The organism is Catellatospora sichuanensis (assembly GCF_007483665.1).
GTDB classification, from domain to species: domain Bacteria; phylum Actinomycetota; class Actinomycetes; order Mycobacteriales; family Micromonosporaceae; genus Catellatospora; species Catellatospora sichuanensis.
Window position 1 is genome coordinate 202,598 of sequence record NZ_VIQO01000001.1, and the last position, 17,665, is coordinate 220,262.

16 protein-coding genes are annotated in these 17,665 nt (G+C 71.3%); 3 read left to right on the forward strand and 13 right to left on the reverse strand.

The features are described from left to right. Positions 1-21 precede the first annotated feature (21 nt). The 6 genes from ngcE to FLL47_RS15885 form a co-directional block, all read right to left on the reverse strand. Positions 22-1,452: an N-acetylglucosamine/diacetylchitobiose ABC transporter substrate-binding protein gene (gene ngcE / locus FLL47_RS15860; RefSeq protein ID WP_186315752.1), complete on the reverse strand. Its 1,431-nt coding sequence runs from the start codon at positions 1,450-1,452 to the stop codon at positions 22-24. 348 nt (positions 1,453-1,800) lie between these two features. Beyond that, positions 1,801-3,303: a CoA-acylating methylmalonate-semialdehyde dehydrogenase gene (locus tag FLL47_RS15865; protein ID WP_144121288.1), complete on the reverse strand. Its 1,503-nt coding sequence runs from the start codon at positions 3,301-3,303 to the stop codon at positions 1,801-1,803. 11 nt (positions 3,304-3,314) lie between these two features. Further along, the gene (locus tag FLL47_RS15870) at positions 3,315-4,616 is read right to left on the reverse strand and encodes an aspartate aminotransferase family protein (RefSeq protein WP_144121289.1); all 1,302 of its coding nucleotides are present in this window, start codon (positions 4,614-4,616) and stop codon (positions 3,315-3,317) included. A gap of 179 nt (positions 4,617-4,795) precedes the next feature. Further along, positions 4,796-6,595 carry a PucR family transcriptional regulator ligand-binding domain-containing protein gene (locus FLL47_RS15875; protein ID WP_144121585.1) on the reverse strand — a complete coding sequence of 600 codons (1,800 nt, stop codon included), beginning with the start codon at positions 6,593-6,595 and terminating at the stop codon, positions 4,796-4,798. A 146-nt stretch (positions 6,596-6,741) separates the two neighbouring features. Beyond that, positions 6,742-7,233 carry a hypothetical protein gene (locus FLL47_RS15880; RefSeq protein WP_144121290.1) on the reverse strand — a complete coding sequence of 164 codons (492 nt, stop codon included), beginning with the start codon at positions 7,231-7,233 and terminating at the stop codon, positions 6,742-6,744. Between the two features lie 53 nt (positions 7,234-7,286). Continuing rightward, positions 7,287-8,186 (reverse strand): TrmH family RNA methyltransferase, encoded by a 900-nt coding sequence (locus FLL47_RS15885; RefSeq protein WP_144121291.1) that lies wholly within the window; start codon positions 8,184-8,186, stop codon positions 7,287-7,289. Between the two features lie 56 nt (positions 8,187-8,242). Between FLL47_RS15885 and FLL47_RS15890 the strand changes: the two genes are divergently transcribed. Then, a complete protein-coding gene (locus tag FLL47_RS15890; RefSeq protein ID WP_144121292.1) occupies positions 8,243-8,980 on the forward strand; it encodes a polyprenol monophosphomannose synthase in 738 nt (245 codons plus the stop codon). Positions 8,981-9,039: 59 nt separating this feature from the next. Here FLL47_RS15890 and FLL47_RS15895 read toward each other — a convergent pair whose 3' ends face one another. Next, positions 9,040-10,047 carry an SPFH domain-containing protein gene (locus tag FLL47_RS15895; RefSeq protein ID WP_144121293.1) on the reverse strand — a complete coding sequence of 336 codons (1,008 nt, stop codon included), beginning with the start codon at positions 10,045-10,047 and terminating at the stop codon, positions 9,040-9,042. Then, positions 10,047-10,445: an NfeD family protein gene (locus tag FLL47_RS15900; protein ID WP_246158000.1), complete on the reverse strand. Its 399-nt coding sequence runs from the start codon at positions 10,443-10,445 to the stop codon at positions 10,047-10,049. The genes FLL47_RS15895 and FLL47_RS15900 overlap by 1 nt, the downstream gene beginning before the upstream one ends. A 231-nt stretch (positions 10,446-10,676) precedes the next feature. Here FLL47_RS15900 and FLL47_RS15905 point away from each other — a divergent pair, with 231 nt between their 5' ends. Beyond that, entirely contained in the window at positions 10,677-11,993 is a 1,317-nt protein-coding gene (locus tag FLL47_RS15905) for a serine hydrolase domain-containing protein (RefSeq protein ID WP_144121294.1), read from the forward strand. Positions 11,994-11,998: 5 nt separating this feature from the next. On the opposite strand, the gene FLL47_RS15910 is transcribed toward FLL47_RS15905, so the two are convergent. After that, on the reverse strand, positions 11,999-12,811 hold the full coding sequence (locus tag FLL47_RS15910) for a DUF3097 domain-containing protein (protein WP_144121295.1): 813 nt from the start codon (positions 12,809-12,811) through the stop codon (positions 11,999-12,001). 90 nt (positions 12,812-12,901) lie between these two features. On the opposite strand from FLL47_RS15910, the gene FLL47_RS15915 reads away from it, so the two are divergent. Beyond that, on the forward strand, positions 12,902-13,684 hold the full coding sequence (locus FLL47_RS15915; RefSeq protein ID WP_144121296.1) for a hypothetical protein: 783 nt from the start codon (positions 12,902-12,904) through the stop codon (positions 13,682-13,684). A gap of 113 nt (positions 13,685-13,797) precedes the next feature. Here the strand turns inward: FLL47_RS15915 and FLL47_RS15920 are convergent, their stop codons facing one another. From FLL47_RS15920 to fabG, 4 genes are all read right to left on the reverse strand, one after another. Then, positions 13,798-14,625, reverse strand: coding sequence for an HAD-IIA family hydrolase (locus tag FLL47_RS15920; protein ID WP_144121297.1), 828 nt, complete (start codon positions 14,623-14,625; stop codon positions 13,798-13,800). Continuing rightward, complete coding sequence (locus FLL47_RS15925; protein WP_144121298.1) at positions 14,622-15,665, reverse strand: ferrochelatase; 1,044 nt, start codon at positions 15,663-15,665, stop codon at positions 14,622-14,624. Before FLL47_RS15925 ends, FLL47_RS15920 begins: the two co-directional genes overlap by 4 nt. A gap of 125 nt (positions 15,666-15,790) precedes the next feature. Beyond that, positions 15,791-16,552 carry an enoyl-ACP reductase FabI gene (gene fabI, locus FLL47_RS15930; RefSeq protein WP_144121299.1) on the reverse strand — a complete coding sequence of 254 codons (762 nt, stop codon included), beginning with the start codon at positions 16,550-16,552 and terminating at the stop codon, positions 15,791-15,793. 158 nt (positions 16,553-16,710) lie between these two features. Further along, complete coding sequence (gene fabG, locus FLL47_RS15935) at positions 16,711-17,424, reverse strand: 3-oxoacyl-ACP reductase FabG (RefSeq protein ID WP_144121300.1); 714 nt, start codon at positions 17,422-17,424, stop codon at positions 16,711-16,713. Between the last annotated feature and the right edge of the window lie 241 nt (positions 17,425-17,665).

The following is a 17,665-nucleotide window of genomic DNA, read 5'->3' on the forward strand; positions in this document are numbered from 1 at the left end:
GCGGACGCCGAGGTCAGCGCGTCAGGCGCTGCGCTTGTACTTCTTGAACGTGGTGTCGGCCGCGATCAGGTCCGCGCCCTTCTGGCAGGCCGCGAGGAACTCCGCGGGCGTGGTGCGCCCGGAGAAGAACTCGCCGCACGCCGCGTCCACCAGCTCGCGCTCCAGCTTGCGGTAGTACACGTTGTAGACCCAGTTGAAGCCGTTGCTGCCCGAGTCGGCCAGCGCCTTGACCGCGCTGGTCAGACCGAACGGCAGGGTGACCCCGTCGGCCGCCCCGGACACCACGGACAGGCTGGAGACCTTACCCGTGAAGTCCTTGCCGCCCTTCATGGACAGCATGTGCCGCATGAGCTCCATGCCGCCGCGCTCGTTCTTCGCCTTGGCGGGCACCACGAACGGCTCGCCCGCGGTGCCGCGGATGGCGGCGAAGGGCAGCTTGTCACCCGAGCCGAGGCTCGGCGTCGGGGCGACGGCCATGTTGAAGCCCTCGGGGGTGACCGCCTTCTGCTCGCTCTCCAGCCAGGAGCCGCAGGAGATGAACGCGGCGTTGCCCTTGCACCATTCGGTCTGCGACTGCTTGTGGTCCAGACCCGGGGAGCCCTCGAGGATGTACTTGTCCTTGACGATCTGGTACCACGCCTCGGCGGCGGCCTTCATCGCGTCGGAGGTCCACGCGCCCGGCTCCAGGTTGTCGATCGCCATCGCGACCTGCGGCCCGCCGAACTTGACCGCCGTGGAGATGACCGGCCAGGACATGTACCGCGGGTGCTTGCCCTGGTAGGTCCACGGCGCGATGCCGGCGGCCTTGATCTTCTTGCACAGCGCGATGTGCTCGTCCCAGGTCTTCGCGTACTCCCAGCCCTTGTCGGTGAAGAGCTTGTTGGAGTACCAGATGCCGTAGACGGTGTACGCGTAGTTCAGCACGTACGTCTTGCCGTCGAAGCTGCCGCTCTCCACGGTGCCGGGCAGCAGGGTCTCCCGCACCTTCTTGCCGGGCACGTCCAGGCTCGGCGCGTCCAGCAGCGGGGTGAGGTCGGCCAGCGCGCCCTGGGCGACCAGGCCGCCCAGGTCGATCTGACCGGCGCCGGAGTTGTTCACGAAGTCCGGCGGGGTGCCGTCGACGAAGCGCGGCTGCAGCTCCTTGTTGATCTCCACCACGGCCGAGTGCTTGACCTCGGCCTTGGGGTAGGTCTCCTTGTACATCGCCTGGTGCGCCTTGGCGTAGTCCTCGCCGAAGCCGCCATTGAAGATGACGATGTCGAGCGGGGCGTCTTCCTTCACACCCAGGGGGTTCTTGTCGCTCTTGGTGCCCTCGTATTTGCCGGACGTGTCGCCGGACGTGTCGTCGCCGAGCGCGCAGCTGCTGAGCAGCCCCGCGGCCGGACCGGCGAGCACGCCCGCCGCGGCGGCACGCCGCAGCACCGTACGCCGGGTCAGGTCGGACTGTGCCATCACCACTCCTTGCCAGAGACGGTCTGTTATTTCCCTACAAGTTTCGGCCGTGTTCTGAAGGATTCTTACGGCCGCCGTCGTCACTAGGCAAGATGTCGCCGCAGAAACGTTACGCAGACTTTCTACAGAACCCCCATAATTCGCCCCCAGGCGTTCATGACCCGGTGATCAACCGCGCACACACCCCCCGCGCGGTGAAAGTTTTCACCACTCCTCCGCGCGGACATGACAGAAGCTCCGACCGTGTTGCCGGAGCGGCACGATCGGAGCCGCGGGGGCCGATCCTCTCACAAACACGAAACCCCGTCCATGCAGCTCAGGGCACATGGACGGGGCTTGCGTGAGTACTCAGTGCTGGGTCGGGAAGCCCAGGTTGATCCCGCCGTGGCGCGGGTCCAGCCAGCGGCTGGTGACCACCTTGCCCCGAGTGAAAAAGTGCACACCCTCCGCACCGTGCGCGTGGGTGTCGCCGAACAGCGACGCCTTCCAGCCGCCGAAGGAGTAGTACGCCATCGGCACCGGGATCGGCACGTTCACTCCGATCATGCCGACCTCCACCTCATGCTGGAAGCGCCGGGCGGCCCCGCCGTCGTTGGTGAAGATCGCCGTGCCGTTGCCGTACGGGTTGCCGTTGACCAGCGCCAGCGCCTCGTCGTACGAGCCGACCCGGACCACGCTCAGCACCGGCCCGAAGATCTCGTCCGTGTAGATCGACATCTGCGGCGTGACGTCGTCGAACAGCGTCGGCCCGAGGAAGAACCCGTTCCCGTCGGCGTCGGCCCGCACGCCGCGGCCGTCCACGACCAGCTTCGCGCCGGCCCGCTCGCCCGCGTCGACGTACGAGATCACCTTGTCCCGGTGCACCCGGGTGACCAGCGGGCCCATGTCGCAGCCGCGGCGGCCGTCGCCGGTGCGGATGCCCGCCACCCGCTCGGAGATCTTGCCGACGAGCTCGTCGCCGACCGGGTCGACCGCGACCACCACCGAGATCGCCATGCACCGCTCGCCCGCCGAGCCGAAGCCCGCGTTGACCGCCGCGTCCGCCGCCAGATCCAGGTCCGCGTCGGGCAGCACCACCATGTGGTTCTTCGCCCCGCCCAGCGCCTGCACCCGCTTGCCGTGCGCGGTACCCGTCTCGTACACGTAACGCGCGATCGGCGTCGAGCCGACGAACGACACCGCCTTCACCTGCGGGTGCGTCAGCAGCGCGTCCACGGCCTCCTTGTCGCCGTGCACCACGTTGAACACGCCGTCGGGCAGCCCCGCCTCGGCGAACCACGACGCCAGCAGCACCGACGCGCTCGGGTCCTTCTCACTCGGCTTGAGCACCACCGCGTTGCCGCAGGCGATGGCGATCGGCACGAACCACAGCGGCACCATCGCCGGGAAGTTGAACGGCGAGATCACCGCGACCACGCCCAGCGGCTGACGGATCGAGTACGAGTCCACCTCGGTGGAGACGTTCTCGCTGAAGAAACCGCGCTGGGCGGACGGGATGCCGCAGGCGAACTCGACCACCTCCAGGCCCCGCTGCACCTCCCCCGCCGCGTCCGAGAGCACCTTGCCGTGCTCGGCGGTGATCGCCGCGGCAAGTTCCTCGCGCCGCTCGTGGATGAGCTGGCGGAAGGCGAACAGCACCGCGGTGCGCTTGGCCAGCGACGCGTCCCGCCAGGCCCGCGCCGCGCGGTCGGCGGCGCCCACCACCGCGCCGACGTCGGCCGCGGACGCGAAGTCCACCAGCGCCGCCACCGCGCCGGTGGCCGGGTCGTACACCTCGCCCTGGCGGGTCGCCCCGTGCTCCCACGGCTTGCCGTCGACGAAGTGGGTGATGTATCCGATGTCGCCGCTCATGCCTTCTCCTCTCACGCCTGCACGGCCTGCTGATATGCCGCTGACAGCGCGGCGGCCAGGATGTCCAGGCCTTCCTTGGCCTCGGCCTCGGTGAGCGTCAGCGGCGGGCCCATCCGGATCACGTTGCCGTAGAGGCCGCCCTTGCCCACCAGCAGCCCGTTGGCCTTGGTCTCCTCCAGCACCCGCAGCGCCAGCTCGGGAGCCGGGTCCAGGGTGCCCGGCCGGACCAGCTCGAACGCCAGCATCAGGCCCTTGCCGCGCACCTCGGCCACGATCGGCGAGTCCAGCCCGCGTACGCCCGCGTGCAGCACCTCGCCCACCCGGGCCGCGTTGCTCTGCAGGTCGTGGTCGAGCACGTAGTCGAGCACCGCCTGGCCGGCCGAGGCGCTGATCGGGTTGCCGCCGAAGGTGTTGAACGAGACCGCGCTCAGGCAGTCCATCACCTCGGCCCGCGCCACCACGCCGCCGAGGGTGAAGCCGTTGCCGATGCCCTTGGCGAAGGTCAGCATGTCCGGCACCGCGTCGTGGGCCTGGTAACCCCAGAAGTGCTCGCCGGTCCGGCCCCAGCCGGTCTGCACCTCGTCGGAGACCCAGAGGATGCCGTGCTCGTCGAGCACCTCCTTGATCGCCTTGAAGTAGCCGTCGGGCGGTGCGACGAAGCCACCCACGCCCTGGATCGGCTCGGCGATCAGGCACGCCACGTCGCCCGCGGTGGTGGTCGCCAGCACCTCGCGCAGGTCGGTCACCGAGCGCGCGATGTACTCGGCGTCGGACAGCCCCGCGAACACGCCGCGCAGCCGGTCGCCGGAGTGCAGGTAGCTGACGTTCACCGGGGACAGCGAGGTCGCCGACCAGCTGCGCTGGCCGGTGACGGCGAGCGCGGCGAAGCTGCGCCCGTGGTAGCTGTTGCGCACCGCGAGGATCTGGTTGCTGCGCCGGAACTGCGTGGCCAGCAGCAGCGCGGTGTCGTTGGCCTCGGTGCCCGAGTTGGCCAGGAACACCTTCGCGTCCGGGATGCCCGACACGGCCGCGATCTTCTCGGCGAGCTCGACCTGCTTGCGGATCAGGTACAGGGTCGAGGAGTGCGCGATGCCCTTGTCGATCTGGCGGCGCACCGCGTCGGAGATCTCCGGGATGTCGTACCCGATCATCGTGGTGAGCACGCCGCCGAAGAAATCAAGGTACGTGTGCCCCGCCGCGTCGGTGACCCGGCAGCCCGAGCCGGACACCAGCTCGATGGGCTCGGCGTACAGCGGGTTGATCCAGTTGGGCATGACAGCGCGGTGGCGGTTGAGCAGTTCGTCGGTGCTCATGGGCTAACACGTCCTTCGGCGGGCGGTATACGGCTGTGTGTCAGATCACCCTGGACGCTCCCAGCTCCGGGAGGCCCGGGCAAGCTACATCCTGCCAGCCGCCGCCGCGTCCGCCTGACAGGTCGTCAAGCCGAGGGGCTACGCGCCGGGCGCCGTGCCTAAGAATCGAAGGTTTGAGGTCAGCCCCGCAACGCGTCCCGCGCCAGCAGAGCCACGTGCAGTGACAGGCATGCCTGCACCGAGTCCAGGTCTACTCCCAGAATGCGCTCGATCCGGGCCAACCGCTCGTAGAAGGCGGGCCGGGACAGATGCGCCGCGCCCGCGGCGATCGACTTGTTGCGCCCGTGCTCCAGGAACATCCGCAGCGTCGGCAGCAGCGCGTCCTTCGGATGCTCCGCGTCGTAGGTCAGCAGGGCCCCGAGCTGCCGCTCCACGAACGTCTGCAGCCGCGGTTCGTCGCGCAGCAGGTGCAGCAGCCCCGGCAGGCCCACGTTGGGCAGCCGGTGCACCGCCGGTCCACTCGGATCGTGCCGGGCCGCCTGCGCCACCTGGCGGGCCTCCACCAGCGAGCGGCGGGCCTCGCGCAGGCTGTCCACGCCCGAACCTGCCGCGATCAGCAGCGTGTCGGGCCGTCCTCGGCGCAGCGCGGCGGCGAACGACTCCAGTGCGGGCTCCTCGTCCCCGCGCACCGCCAGCAGCGCCCCCACCGCGCGGTCGTCGACGGCGCTGGTCAGCCCGGCCTGCTTGGCCTCGCGGACCGCCTGTGACACCGCATCGGCCAGGTCGCGCAGCGCGGCCTGGGCGGCCTCGGTGCCCGCGGTCAGCGACTCGTCGCGGTGCCGCACGACCACCCCGACCAGGCGGCGCCGCTCCAGCTGGATGCCCAGCGCGGCGGCCCGCAGGGCCACCTCCGACACCGGCAGGCTGTGGTCCAGCAGCGCCGACAGCAGCGTGCCGTGCAGCTGCCGCTCCAGCCCTTCGGCATCACGCCGGATCAGCCGCCCCAGCGCCAGCGTCGACGCGGCCCGCTCCAGCAGGATGGTGAGCCTGGTCGGCGGCGTCGCCGGATGGCCGCCCAGGTTGCCCGGCTCGCCCGCGTCCGGCCCGGTCCCGTCCGGCCCGCCGTTGCCGTCCGGCCCGCCGGCCGCAGCCGGTGCCGCCCCGCTGCCGGGAACCGGCCGTTCCGGTGCGCCCAGCCCGGGGTCCGCCGTGCGTCCACCGCCGGTGAGGTCCTGCACGGCACCCGACGCGGGCCAGCGCAGCAGCAGGCGGCCCCAGTCCTGGCCGCGCGCCCCGACCGGGGTCACCAGCCAGCCGGTGTCCGGGTCGTAGCCGGTGCGGCCGCTGCCGGACGGCTGCGCCTTCACCCGCCGGGAATGCTGCTCCCAGCCGTCCAGCAGCATCTCCGCGCGGTCCCCGGCCGCGTCGTAGGCCAGCACCTGCCGGGCCAGGTTCTCCAGCACCACGGGGCAGCCCGCGAGCTGCGCCGCCTGGTGCACCACCTCGGCGGGCTCGGCCCCCTCCACGCTCAGCTCGGTGAACCGCTGGTGGATCTGCTCGGTGGCGCGCAGCTCGGCCAGCTGCGCGTCCACGATCAGCGCGTGCACCGCCTCGGTGATCTGCACGAACGGGGTGGGCCGGCGCAGCTCGACGAGCGGCATGCCCACCTTCTGCGCGGCGGCGGCCATCACCCGCGGCACGCTCGCCGTGTACCGCCGTCCCAGCTCCACGATCAGCCCGGCCACGCCCACCTCGGCCAGGTCGTTGACGAACGCGCGTACGCCCGCGTCGTCGGCGGGCAGCCCGATGCCGGTGGTCAGCACCAGCTCGCCGCCGCGCAGCAGGGTCGCGATGTCGGGCACCTCCGCCGAGTGCACCCAGCGCACCGGCCGGTCCAGCCCCGACTCCCCCGCCACCAGCCGCGGCGCGCCGATCCGCACCGAATCCAGCGCGATCACCTCACGCACCGTCGGGAACACCGCCGTCACCACGGCTCCGCGGTGAGCACGTCAGCGGTACACATGGCGCAGGTCCCATCCCTCGCAGCTCAGCTGTGAGCACCACCCTACTGAGGCGCGCACCCGGGCGGCGAACGCTCCGGTCGGGGGACCGGCGTCACCAGGGGTCAGCGCGACGGTTCCGGGTCGACCGCCGCCGGCTCGGTCTCATACCGATCGGTGAGATGCCACACGACCCCCATGGGAGCGAAGGCGAGGGCGGTCGACAGGGCTGCCCAACGCAGGGGCATCTCGCTTTCGAAGGCCATGCCGGACGCCGCGACCGCGGTCGCCAACCAGACGACGTCGGCGACCGCACCGGCGACCCGGAGCACCCTCGGCACGCCGGGCTGCTGCCCCGTCTCTCCGCCGGTCGTGCGTCGCCGCTCCCACCACCCCAGCAGCGCCGCGAACAGGGCCATCAGGAGCCACATCAGCGCGAAGCCACGCCAGCTGAACGGCCGCGGCCCCGGCGCGCCGAACAGCCATCGCGGGGCCATCACGAGCACCAGCATCAGCCCGGCGGTGGCAAGCGCCCCCACCGGAACACTCCACCAGCCCAGCCGCCGTCTCAGCCGCACGATTCCGAAACGCCCCTCGGGCGTGGCCGGTTCTGTCACGCGCGGCAGCCTACGAGACGGCCGCCACCGCCGCGGGCCCGATCGCCGCCGGGTCACGCGAGGTCGTCGCGGCCCAGTTCCCAGCAGGCGACGGCGGTGGCGGCGGCGACGTTGAGGGAGTCGACGCCGCGGCGCATGGGCAGGCGCACCCGTACGTCGCTGGCGTCCAGGGCGTGCCGGGACAGGCCCGGCCCCTCGGCGCCCAGCAGCAGCGCCGGGCGCAGCCGCTGGGTGTCGGTGAGCTGCTGCATCGGCACCGCGTCGGCGGCCGGGGTCATCGCGAGGATCGTGTAGCCCGCGTCGCGCACCTCCGACAGCGCCTGCGGCCACGGGTCGAGCTTGGCGTACGGGATCGCGAACACCTCACCCATGCTCACCCGCACGCTGCGCCGGTAGAGCGGATCCGCGCAGGTCGGCGACAGCAGCACGGCGTCCACGCCGAGCGCCGCCACGCCCCGGAAGATCGCCCCGATGTTCGTGTGGTTGTTGATGTCCTCCAGGATCACCACCCGGCGCGCCGCGGCCAGCACCTCCGAGGCCGGCGGCACCGGCTGGCGGTGGAAGCTGGCCAGCACGCCCCGGTGCACGTGGAAGCCGGTCACCTGCTCCAGCACCTCCGGGTCGGCCCCGTACACCGGCGCGCCGTCGAGGTCGGCGACCTGCCCCGCGCGTTTGGCCTCGACCAGGAACGAGCGCGGCCGGTAACCGGCTCGCAGCGCGCGCCGCAGCACCAGCTCACCCTCGGCGATGAACAGCCCGTGCGGCGGCTCCCACCGCGTACGCAGCTCGACGTCGGTGAGCGCCCGGTAGTCCGCGATCCGCTCGTCACCCGGATCAGTGATCAGTTCCACGTCCCGATTCTGCCGTCCTGGGCGGCACGGCACGGCGGCGACACCGCGCTTGGGGCGTTCGGCCCCGTCGGCGGGTAGGATCGGCGACCGCCGCCTGTCCATCGGCCGTCTGCCCTGACCCGCTCAGCCGGTCGGACGTCCCCAATCCCGAGGTATCGATGAACAGCACCGATCCGAAGATCACCGTGGTCGTGCCCACGTACAACGAGCGCGACAACCTGCCGAAGATCGTCGACCTGCTGGCGGCACTGCCGGTCCCGAACGTCCACGTGCTGGTCGTCGACGACAACTCGCCGGACGGCACCGGCGAGGTGGCCGACAAGCTGGCCGTCGACGGACCCATCCCGGTCGGCGTGCTGCACCGCACGGCCAAGGACGGGCTGGGCCGCGCCTATGTCGCGGGCATGACCCGGGCGCTGGACGAGGGCGCGGACATCGTGATCCAGATGGACGCCGACCTGTCCCACCCGACCACCGCGATCCCCGCGATGCTGCAGACGCTGGCGGAGACCGACGCGGCCGTCGTACTGGGCTCGCGCTACGTCCCGGGCGGCGCGGTCGCCAGCGACTGGCCCTGGCACCGCAAGGCCCTGTCGGCCTGGGCCAACTTCTACGTCAACACCATCCTGCGGCTGGGGGTCAAGGACGCCACCGCGGGCTTCAAGGCCTGGCGGGCGGAGACCCTGCGCGCCATCGACGTCGAGTCGGTGCAGAGCAACGGCTACGCCTTCCAGGTGGAGATGAACCACCGCGTCGTACGCCGGGGCCTGCGCATCGCCGAGGTGCCGATCCGGTTCGAGGAGCGCGAGGAAGGCGTCTCCAAGATGAGCCTCGGGGTGCAGATCGAGTCGGCTCTCGTGCCCTGGAAGCTGCTCGTGGGGCGCGACCCGCGCTGATCGGGTTCACGGAGAAAGGGCCGGCAGCGTGTGCTGCCGGCCCTTCACGTTCCCGTCCGTCACTCCTTGGGGAGGCGGCTGGCCTCGATCTCGATCTCCTTGACGGCCGCGGCCGCCTCCGCCGCGACGCGGTGCGCCTCGGCCTCGGCCTCGGCACCCGACTCGCGGGCGGCCTCCGCCGCCGCCGGGTCGCCGCGCAGGCCGCCGAAGGTGGACGCGATGCCGTCCAGCGCCTTGGTCAGCTCGACCGGAACGATCCACAGCTTGTTCGACGCACCGGCCGCGATCTGCGGGAGGGCCTGCAGGTACTGCCAGGCCATCACCTTGTTGTCAGGCGAGGACACGTGGATGGCGTCGACGACCAGCTTGATCGCCTTGGCCTGGCCCTCGGCCTGCAGGATGCGGGCCTGGCGGTCACCGTCGGCACGCAGCACCGCCGCCTGCTTGTCACCCTCCGCCGTGAGGATCTGGGACTGCTTGACACCTTCGGCGTTGAGGATCGCGGCACGGCGGTCACGCTCGGCGCGCATCTGCTTCTCCATGGAGTCGCGGATGCTCGGCGGCGGCTCGATCGCCTTGATCTCGACGCGGGTCACCTTGACGCCCCAGCGGCCGGTGTTCTCGTCGAGCACCACCGACAGCTGCCGGTTGACCTCTTCGCGGCTGGTCAGCGACCGCTCCAGGTCCATCGAGCCGATGACGTTACGCAGGGTGGTGACGGTCAGCTGCTCGATCGCCTGCAGGAAGTTCGCGATCTCGTAGGTGGCCCGCACCGGGTCGATGACCTTGAAGTACAGCACGGTGTCGATGGAGACCACCAGGTTGTCCGACGTGATCACGGGCTGCGGCGGGAAGCTGACCACCTGCTCGCGGAGATCGACCTTGGTCCGCACGGCGTCGATGAACGGCACCAGGATGTTCAGACCGGGGGTCAGCGTGCGGTTGTACTTGCCGAGGCGCTCGACCACGTCGTTGCGCTGCTGCGGCACGATCTTCACCATCTTGATCAGCGTGATCAGGACGATCAGCGCGATGATGGCCACCAGCGCGGTGATAAAAGTCTCCATCAATCCCTCCAGACCAGCGCCGTCGCGCCGTCCACTTTCACTACCCGGACCCGGTCACCCGGGACATATGTCTTCGTGGCGTCGTACGGCCGGGCCCGCCAGAGCTCGCCGCCGATTTTGACCAGGCCGTTGTCGGCGTCGACCCGCTCCACTACCAGCGCGTCCGAGCCCTCGGTGACCGACAGGCCCATCGAGGCGGCATCGGCATCCTGCCGGAACCAGCGGTGCTTCATCCAGGGGCGCACCACCGCCAGCGAGAGGACCGACACCACGACGAACGCGATGCCCTGGATCCAGCCTGGCGCATCCGCCAGACCCACCAGCGAGGCGACCAGCGCGCCGGCAGCCAGCATCAGCAGCACGAACGTGCCGGTGAAGAGCTCCGCGATCACCGCCACCGCTGCGAGGAGTAGCCACCACATCCAATCTTCCACGAGCTGATCGTGTCACGCCCGCGCCAGTGGTGGGGGGTGTGGATCTCCTCGTCCGTTCGGCCAGATCCGGAGGTACGCGGAGCCAGCCGCGGTAACGCCCTGGCCTGGACGCCGTTGTCCGCATAGGTTGTCCAGCGCAGTTGGCAGCGCACGAGGCGGAACGGCACCGGCGAGTGCGTACAGGGTGGAGTGACGATGACGCTGAACACGCAGACCGCGGCACGGGTCGACGAGCTGGTGGCCGGCGCCCAGGCGCAGGGGCGTACCCCATGCCTGGTCGCGGCCGTGGTGCGCGACGGGCGACCGGCCCACCTGGCCGTGGCCGGCACGGACCCGGCCACCGGGACCGCGCCCACCGGCGACACCCAGTTCCGGATCGGCTCGATCAGCAAGACGCTGACCGCCGTGCTGGTGATGCAGCTGCGCGACGAGGGCGCACTGTCCCTGGACGACCTGCTCTACCGGCACCTGCCCGGCACCCCGGTCGGCAGCGCGATCACCCTCCGCCAGCTCCTGGGCCACATCTCCGGCCTGCAGCGCGAACCCGACGGCCTGTGGTGGGAGCGGCACGACGGCCCGGACCTGGACACGTTCCTCGCCGCGCTGACGCCGGACAAGCTCGCCTACCCGCCGCACCGCGCCTACCACTACTCCAACCTGGCGTACGGGCTGCTCGGCGCGGTCGCCCACAAGCTCACCGGTCTGCACTGGACGGATCTGATCACCAAGCGGCTGCTGGAGCCGCTGGGCATGACCCGCACCAGCTATGCCGAGGTCGAGCCGTTCGCCCGCGGTTACGTGGTGCACCCCTGGCACGGCACGCTGCACGAGGAGCCGCGTACCGACGCCGGCGCGATGGCGCCCGCCGGGCAGCTCTGGTCCACCGCCGACGACCTGATCAAGTGGGCCGCGTTCCTGGCCGAGCCCGACCCGGCGGTGCTCGCCCCGGCGACGCTGGCCGAGATGTGCGCCCCGGTCGTGATGACCGACCTGGACGCCTGGACCACCGGCCACGGACTCGGGCTGGAACTGGTCCGCAGCGGCGAGCGCATCTTCGCCGGGCACGGCGGCTCGATGCCCGGCTACCTGGCCCACCTGTGGGCGCACCGGCCCAGCCGGACCGGCGTGGTCACCTTCGCCAACGCCTACACCCTGCACGGGCGGCGCATGGCCGACCTCAGCCGGCAGCTGCTGGCCGAGGTCCTCGACGCCGAGCCGGACCGCCCCGCGCCGTGGCAGCCCCAGCCCGCCGGGCAGCCCCACGAGCTGGAGGGCGCCTGGTGGTGGATGGGCCGGGAGTTCGCCGCCAGCTTCGACGCCGCCGCGGGCGAGCTGGTCTTCACCCCGGTCACCGTGCCCGCCACCCCGTGGCGGTTCACCACCGAGGGCGCGGACGTGTGGCGCTGCCACAGCGGCAGCAACGACGGCGAGGTGATGCGGGTGCGCCGCGACACCGAGCGCACCCCGGTGGAGCTGGACATCGCCACGTTCGTGCACACCAGGCAGCCCTGACGCGGCTACTCCGACGGGGTGGTCACGAAGTCGATGAGGCGCTCCACGGAGTTCACCAGCGGCGTCTCCAGGTCGTGGTAGCTGTCCACCCGCGACAGCAGCCGCCGCCAGAACAGCGCGGGCTCCGTAACGCCGAGCGCCGCGCAGATGCCCTCCTTCCACGGATGCCCGTACGGCACCACCGGCCACTCCTCCATGCCCAGCCGCGACGGCTTCACGGCCTGCCACACGTCGACGTACGGATGCCCCGCGATCAGGGCGTACGGGCTGTCCACGGCCTTCGCCAGCCGGGCCTCCTTGGTGCCGCTGACCAGGTGGTCGACCAGCACGCCCAGCCGCCGCCCCGGTCCCGGCGCGAACTCGCGCACCGCGGCGGGCAGGTCGTCGACGCCGTGCAGCGGCTCCACCACGACCGCCTCGGCGCGCAGGTCGTCGCCCCAGATCCGCTCCAGCAGCTCGGCGTCGTGCAGGCCCTCGACCCAGATCCGGCCCGCCCGCGCGACCTGCGCGCGGGTCGGCGCGGCGGCGACCGAACCGGACGCGGTGCGGCGCGGTTGCGCGGGCGCGGCGGCCTGCGGACGGCGCAGCGTGACCACCGTCCCATCCAGTAGGAAGGCGGCGGGTTCCAGTGGGAAGTGCCGGCGTCGGCCGTGGCGGTCCTCCAGGGTCACCGCGCCGTACTCGAAGCCCACGATCTCACCGCAGAAGCCGCTGCCCGCGTCCTCGACGACCATGCCCAGCTCAGCGTCATGTTCGGGGGTCACCCGACGGGGCTTGCGGCGGTCGAAGGAATCGAGCACATCGTCGCTGTAGCGCATGCGACGGCACCCTAGTCCGCGCGCGCGTTCCGCGCTCAATGACGCGCCGGTCCGGGACAAACCCCAGGAACAGCACGTACCCTGGTCGGCATGTCCCCCGCAGCGCAGGTGACCCTGACCACGCGCCGGTCCGCCCGCTTCGTCGCGTGGACCCGGGCCTGGCGCGCCGGACTGGTGTCCTTCGACGAGATCCTCGACGACCTGACCGCCGAGGAGGAGCAGCACGTGCGCGACCTGCCCGGCCAGTGGCGCGAGGAGGTCGAGCTGCGGGAGGCGCTGCCCGCGCTGGCCAAGCTGCACCCCGACGAGATCCGGCTGGTGCTGCCCGCCCCCGGCGACCCGCGCGGGCTGCCCGGTCCCGGCCCGTTCACGAGCCACGCTCTGGTCAGCGGGGAGGGCGTCATCGCCAGCCGGCTCGGCCTGGTGCCCGAGGAACGCCGGCACACGTCCGGGTCGGGGGTCACCTTCACCACGGTGCTGTGGCGGGCGTTCGAGCTGCCCGAGGCCCCGAGCGCGCAGCTGCCGGGGGTGCGCGAGGCCGACGGCGCGCTCAGCCTCGCGCTGACCGAGACCACCACCAGGCTGGTCCGCCTGGACGTGGCGCAGTGGCGCCCGGAGCTGGCCGGGGCGCTCCAGGCGCTGCGCAAGCCCGACGCCGAGACCGACCTGCCCCCGGGCTACGACCCGCGCGCCCGGCGGCTCTACGCCCGCGCCTGCGTGCTGGACCGGGTGCTGACCCTGGCCGGGCAGGCCGCCCCGGGCGGGGCGCTGAACAGCTTCGAGGCCCAGCAGCGCGACGACGCCCTGCGCCCGCTCGCCGGCGCTTGCCGGGCCGCCCTGATGGCCGCCTGCAACGCTCCGTTCGAGGGCTGAAACCGGCGCGCGAGCCACCGCTTTTTCATAGACGTTGGCCTATCACATCGAAAAATCCGCGATCGTCTTCGACGTCATAGGCCAGCGTCTATGCAGGGCGGGGGGCGGGACGGTCAGGCGGCGGGAGTCTCGGGGGCGTCGGCGGGCACCGGGGTCAGCGGCTCGACCTCGTCGAGCAGGTCGGCGACGGAGTTGAGCACACGCGAGGGCCGGTAAGGGTAGCGCTCCACATCGGCCTTGGTGGCGATTCCGGTGAGCACGAGGATGGTGTGCAGGCCGGCCTCCAGGCCGCACAGCACGTCGGTGTCCATCCGGTCGCCGATCATGGCGGCCTGGACCGAGTGCGCGCCGATCTTGTTCAGCGCCGAGCGCATCATCATCGGGTTCGGCTTGCCCACGAAGTACGGCTCGATCCCGGTGGCCTTCGTGATCAGCGCGGCGACCGAGCCCGCGGCCGGGAGCGCACCCTCGTTGGACGGTCCGGTCGCGTCGGGGTTGGTGCAGATGAACCGGGCACCCTTGTTGATCAGGCGGATGGCCGTGGTGATCGCCTCGAAGCTGTAGTTGCGGGTCTCGCCCAGCACCACGTAGTCCGGCTCGTAGTCGGTCATGATGTAGCCCGCCGCGTGCAGCGCCGTGGTCAGGCCAGCCTCGCCGATGACGTACGCCGTCCCACCCGGCCGCTGATCGGCCAGGAACTGCGCGGTGGCCAGCGCCGACGTCCAGATCGCCGACTCCGGCAGGTCGAAGCCCAGCCGGGTCAGGCGCGCGTGCAGGTCGCGCGGGGTGTAGATGGAGTTGTTCGTGAGCACCAGGAACGGCACGCCCGAGGCCCGCAGCCGGCCGATGAACTCCGGCGCGCCCGGCACCGGCTCACCCTCGTGGACCAGTACGCCGTCCATGTCGGTCAACCAGGCGGCGATCGGCTTGCGGTCGGTCATCGGGTTCCCTCTCTGTTGCTGCGCACCGGCGGCGGGCAGCAGTTGCTCGCACAGACATCCCAGTGCTCGAGCCTACCGAGCGCGGCACGCGCATGGTCGCCCGGCGGCGCCATCCGCTCCAGCACGAGGTCGCGCACCATCGCCACGAACCGCGGATCGGCGCCCGGCGTGCCCGCCCGCGCGAACCCCAGGCCCAGCCGTCGCGCCGTCGCCGCGGCCTCCTCGTCGAGGTCCCACAGCACCTCCAGGTGGTCGGAGACGAACCCGATCGGGCTCACCACCACCTGGGTCACACCCTCCTTGGCCAGCACCTCGAGGTGGTCGTTGACGTCGGGCTCCAGCCACGGGATGTGCGGCGCACCGGAGCGGCTCTGCCACACCAGGTCCCAGGCCAGGCCAGGCGCGCCCCGCTCGGCGACCAGCCGCGCGGTCTCCCGCAGCTGCGCCTCGTAGCGCCCGCCGCAGGGGCCGCTGGACTCCGCCATGGACACCGGGATCGAGTGCGCGGTGAACACCAGCCGGGTGTTCTCGTGCTGCGTCACGTCCAGCGTCGACAGCGCCGCGGTCACCGCGTCGCCGAACGGCTCGACGAAACCCGGGTGGTCGTGGAAGTGGCGCAGCTTGTCCACCGCCGGGGCGCGCGGCCCGACCGCGGCCCGCGCCGAGGCGATGTCCTGCAGATACTGCCGGCACGACGAGTACGACCCGTAGGCGCTGGTCGCCAGCGCCACCGCGTGCTCGATGCCGTGGTCGCGCATCTGCGCCAGCGTATCGGCCAGCATCGGCCGCCAGTTCCGGTTGCCCCAGTACACCGGCAGGTCGACCGCGTTGGCGGCGAAGTCGGCCCGGATCGCGGCGACCAGCTCGCGGCACTGCTCGTTGATCGGCGACACCCCGCCGAAGCGCAGGTAGTGCTCGGCCACCTCGGCCAGCCGCTCGGGAGGCACGCCGCGGCCCCGCGTCACGTTGTGCAGGAACGGCAGCACCTCGTCCGGGTGCTCCGGGCCGCCGAACGACAAGAGCAGGAAGGCGTCGTACATGCGTAAAAGGCTAGAACCCCGCCCGGACCGCCCACACATCGCCCACCCGGCGTCCCAGACACGTCACAGCCCGTGGACGGCTCAGGCCGCCTCCCGTCGCGGGAAGCGGCCTGGGCAGCGGTTCGTCAGGCGCCGAGGGCGTGATAGCCGCCGTCGACGTGGATGATCTCGCCGGTGGTGGCCGGGAACCAGTCGGACAGCAGCGCGCACACGGCCTTGGCGGTGGGCGCGGTGTCGGTGAGGTTCCAGCCCAGCGGCGCCCGCTCGGTCCAGGACTCCTCGAACTTCTCGAAGCCGGGGATCGACTTGGCGGCCATCGTGCGCAGCGGGCCGGCCGACACGAGGTTGCTGCGGATGCCCTGGTCACCCAGGTAGTTGGCGAGGTAGCGCGAGGCGGACTCCAGGCCGGCCTTGGCCACGCCCATCCAGTCGTACACCGGCCAGGCGACGGTCGCGTCGAAGGTCAGCCCGACGATCGAGCCGCCGTTCGGCATCAGCGGCAGGGCGGCCATGGCCAGCGCCTTGTACGAGTACGTGGACACGTGTACCGCCGTGGCCACGTCCTCCCACGGCGTCTGCAGGAACGTCCCGCCCAGCGCGGTGGACGGCGCGAAGCCGATCGAGTGGACCACGCCGTCGAGGCCGTCGACGTACCCGCGCACGTTGTCGGCGAGCGCCGCCAGCTGCTCCGGGTTGGTCGCGTCCAGCTCGATCACGGGCGCGGTGACGGGCAGCCGCTTGGCGATCCGCTCGACCAGCGACAGGCGGCCGTATCCGGTCAGCACCACGGTCGCGCCCTGCTCCTGAGCGATCTTCGCGACGTTGAAAGCGATCGACTGCTCCGTGATCACACCCGTGACCAGGATCCGCTTACCTTCGAGCAGCACGTCTACTCCTCATTCGATTCTTGTTGAGCACGGTGCCCGGGTGGCGACACGCCGCCCGACACTCCGCTGGTGGCTCGTCCCGGCGACCGCCTGGACGGCGGACCGCCGTGGACTCCCCACCAGCGGCCACAAGTTCATGATCGACGGCCCGGAAGCCGTCAGTGGCCCATGCCGAGGCCGCCGTCCACGGGGATGACCGCGCCGGAGATGTAGCCGGCGGCGTCGCCCGCGAGAAAGGTGACCACGCCCGCGATCTCGTCCACCGCGGCGATCCGGCCGGCCGGGATGGCCTTGCGGATCTCGGCCTTGCGCTCGTCGGTGAGCTTGTCGGTCATGTCGGTCTCGATGAAACCGGGGGCCACCACGTTCGCGGTGATGTTGCGGGTGCCCAGCTCGCGGGTGATGGAGCGGGCCATGCCCACCAGGCCGGCCTTGCTCGCCGCGTAGTTGACCTGTCCCGCGCCGCCGTACAGACCGACCACCGAGGAGATGAAGATCATGCGGCCCCAGCGTCCGCGGACCATCTTGGTGGAGGCACGTCGGGCACAGCGCCAGGCGCCGCTCAGGTTGGTGTCGAGCACCCGGCCGAACTGCTCCTCCGACATGCGCATCAGCAGTGTGTCGTCGGTGATGCCGGCGTTGGCGATCAGTACCTCGACCGGGCCCAGCTCGTTCTCGACGGTGGTGAACGCCGCGTCGACCGCTGCCGGGTCGGTGACGTCGCAGGTGACACCCAGGATCTCCGGCGCCAGCGCCTGGTCGAAGGTGCCCCGGTGGGTGATCGCCACGCGGTCGCCCTGCTTGGCGAACGCCTGCGCGATCGCCAGGCCGATACCCCTGTTGCCGCCGGTGACCAGGACGGTGCGAGACACGGTAACTCCTTCGCGATCAGGTTGTTCCGCCTGAGCCTAGGGCGCTGCAGTGAAGGCGGCGGGTACGGGGCCGTGACTAAATCCGACTATAATCTTTGTGGAGTTCCGCCAAACCACTCCGTCCGGGTGGACACGGAAACCCTGCCGGTACGGCTGATGCGGCTCACGATCGCCCATACGGTATGATCACCACGTTTGCGAGCCTGGATTTCGGCCTAAGGAGGTGATCGCTATGCGAGAT

Bases quoted from the DNA above. Each gene is read 5' to 3' on its own strand.
- ngcE (WP_186315752.1), bottom strand. From the start codon at position 1,452: ATGGCACAGTCCGACCTGACCCGGCGTACGGTGCTGCGGCGTGCCGCC.
- FLL47_RS15865 (WP_144121288.1), bottom strand. From the start codon at position 3,303: ATGAGCGGCGACATCGGATACATCACCCACTTCGTCGACGGCAAGCCG.
- FLL47_RS15870 (WP_144121289.1), bottom strand. From the start codon at position 4,616: ATGAGCACCGACGAACTGCTCAACCGCCACCGCGCTGTCATGCCCAAC.
- FLL47_RS15885 (WP_144121291.1), bottom strand. From the start codon at position 8,186: ATGGACAGGCGGCGGTCGCCGATCCTACCCGCCGACGGGGCCGAACGC.
- FLL47_RS15890 (WP_144121292.1), top strand. From the start codon at position 8,243: ATGAACAGCACCGATCCGAAGATCACCGTGGTCGTGCCCACGTACAAC.
- FLL47_RS15895 (WP_144121293.1), bottom strand. From the start codon at position 10,047: ATGGAGACTTTTATCACCGCGCTGGTGGCCATCATCGCGCTGATCGTC.
- FLL47_RS15905 (WP_144121294.1), top strand. From the start codon at position 10,677: ATGACGCTGAACACGCAGACCGCGGCACGGGTCGACGAGCTGGTGGCC.
- FLL47_RS15910 (WP_144121295.1), bottom strand. From the start codon at position 12,811: ATGCGCTACAGCGACGATGTGCTCGATTCCTTCGACCGCCGCAAGCCC.
- FLL47_RS15915 (WP_144121296.1), top strand. From the start codon at position 12,902: ATGTCCCCCGCAGCGCAGGTGACCCTGACCACGCGCCGGTCCGCCCGC.
- FLL47_RS15920 (WP_144121297.1), bottom strand. From the start codon at position 14,625: ATGACCGACCGCAAGCCGATCGCCGCCTGGTTGACCGACATGGACGGC.
- FLL47_RS15925 (WP_144121298.1), bottom strand. From the start codon at position 15,665: ATGTACGACGCCTTCCTGCTCTTGTCGTTCGGCGGCCCGGAGCACCCG.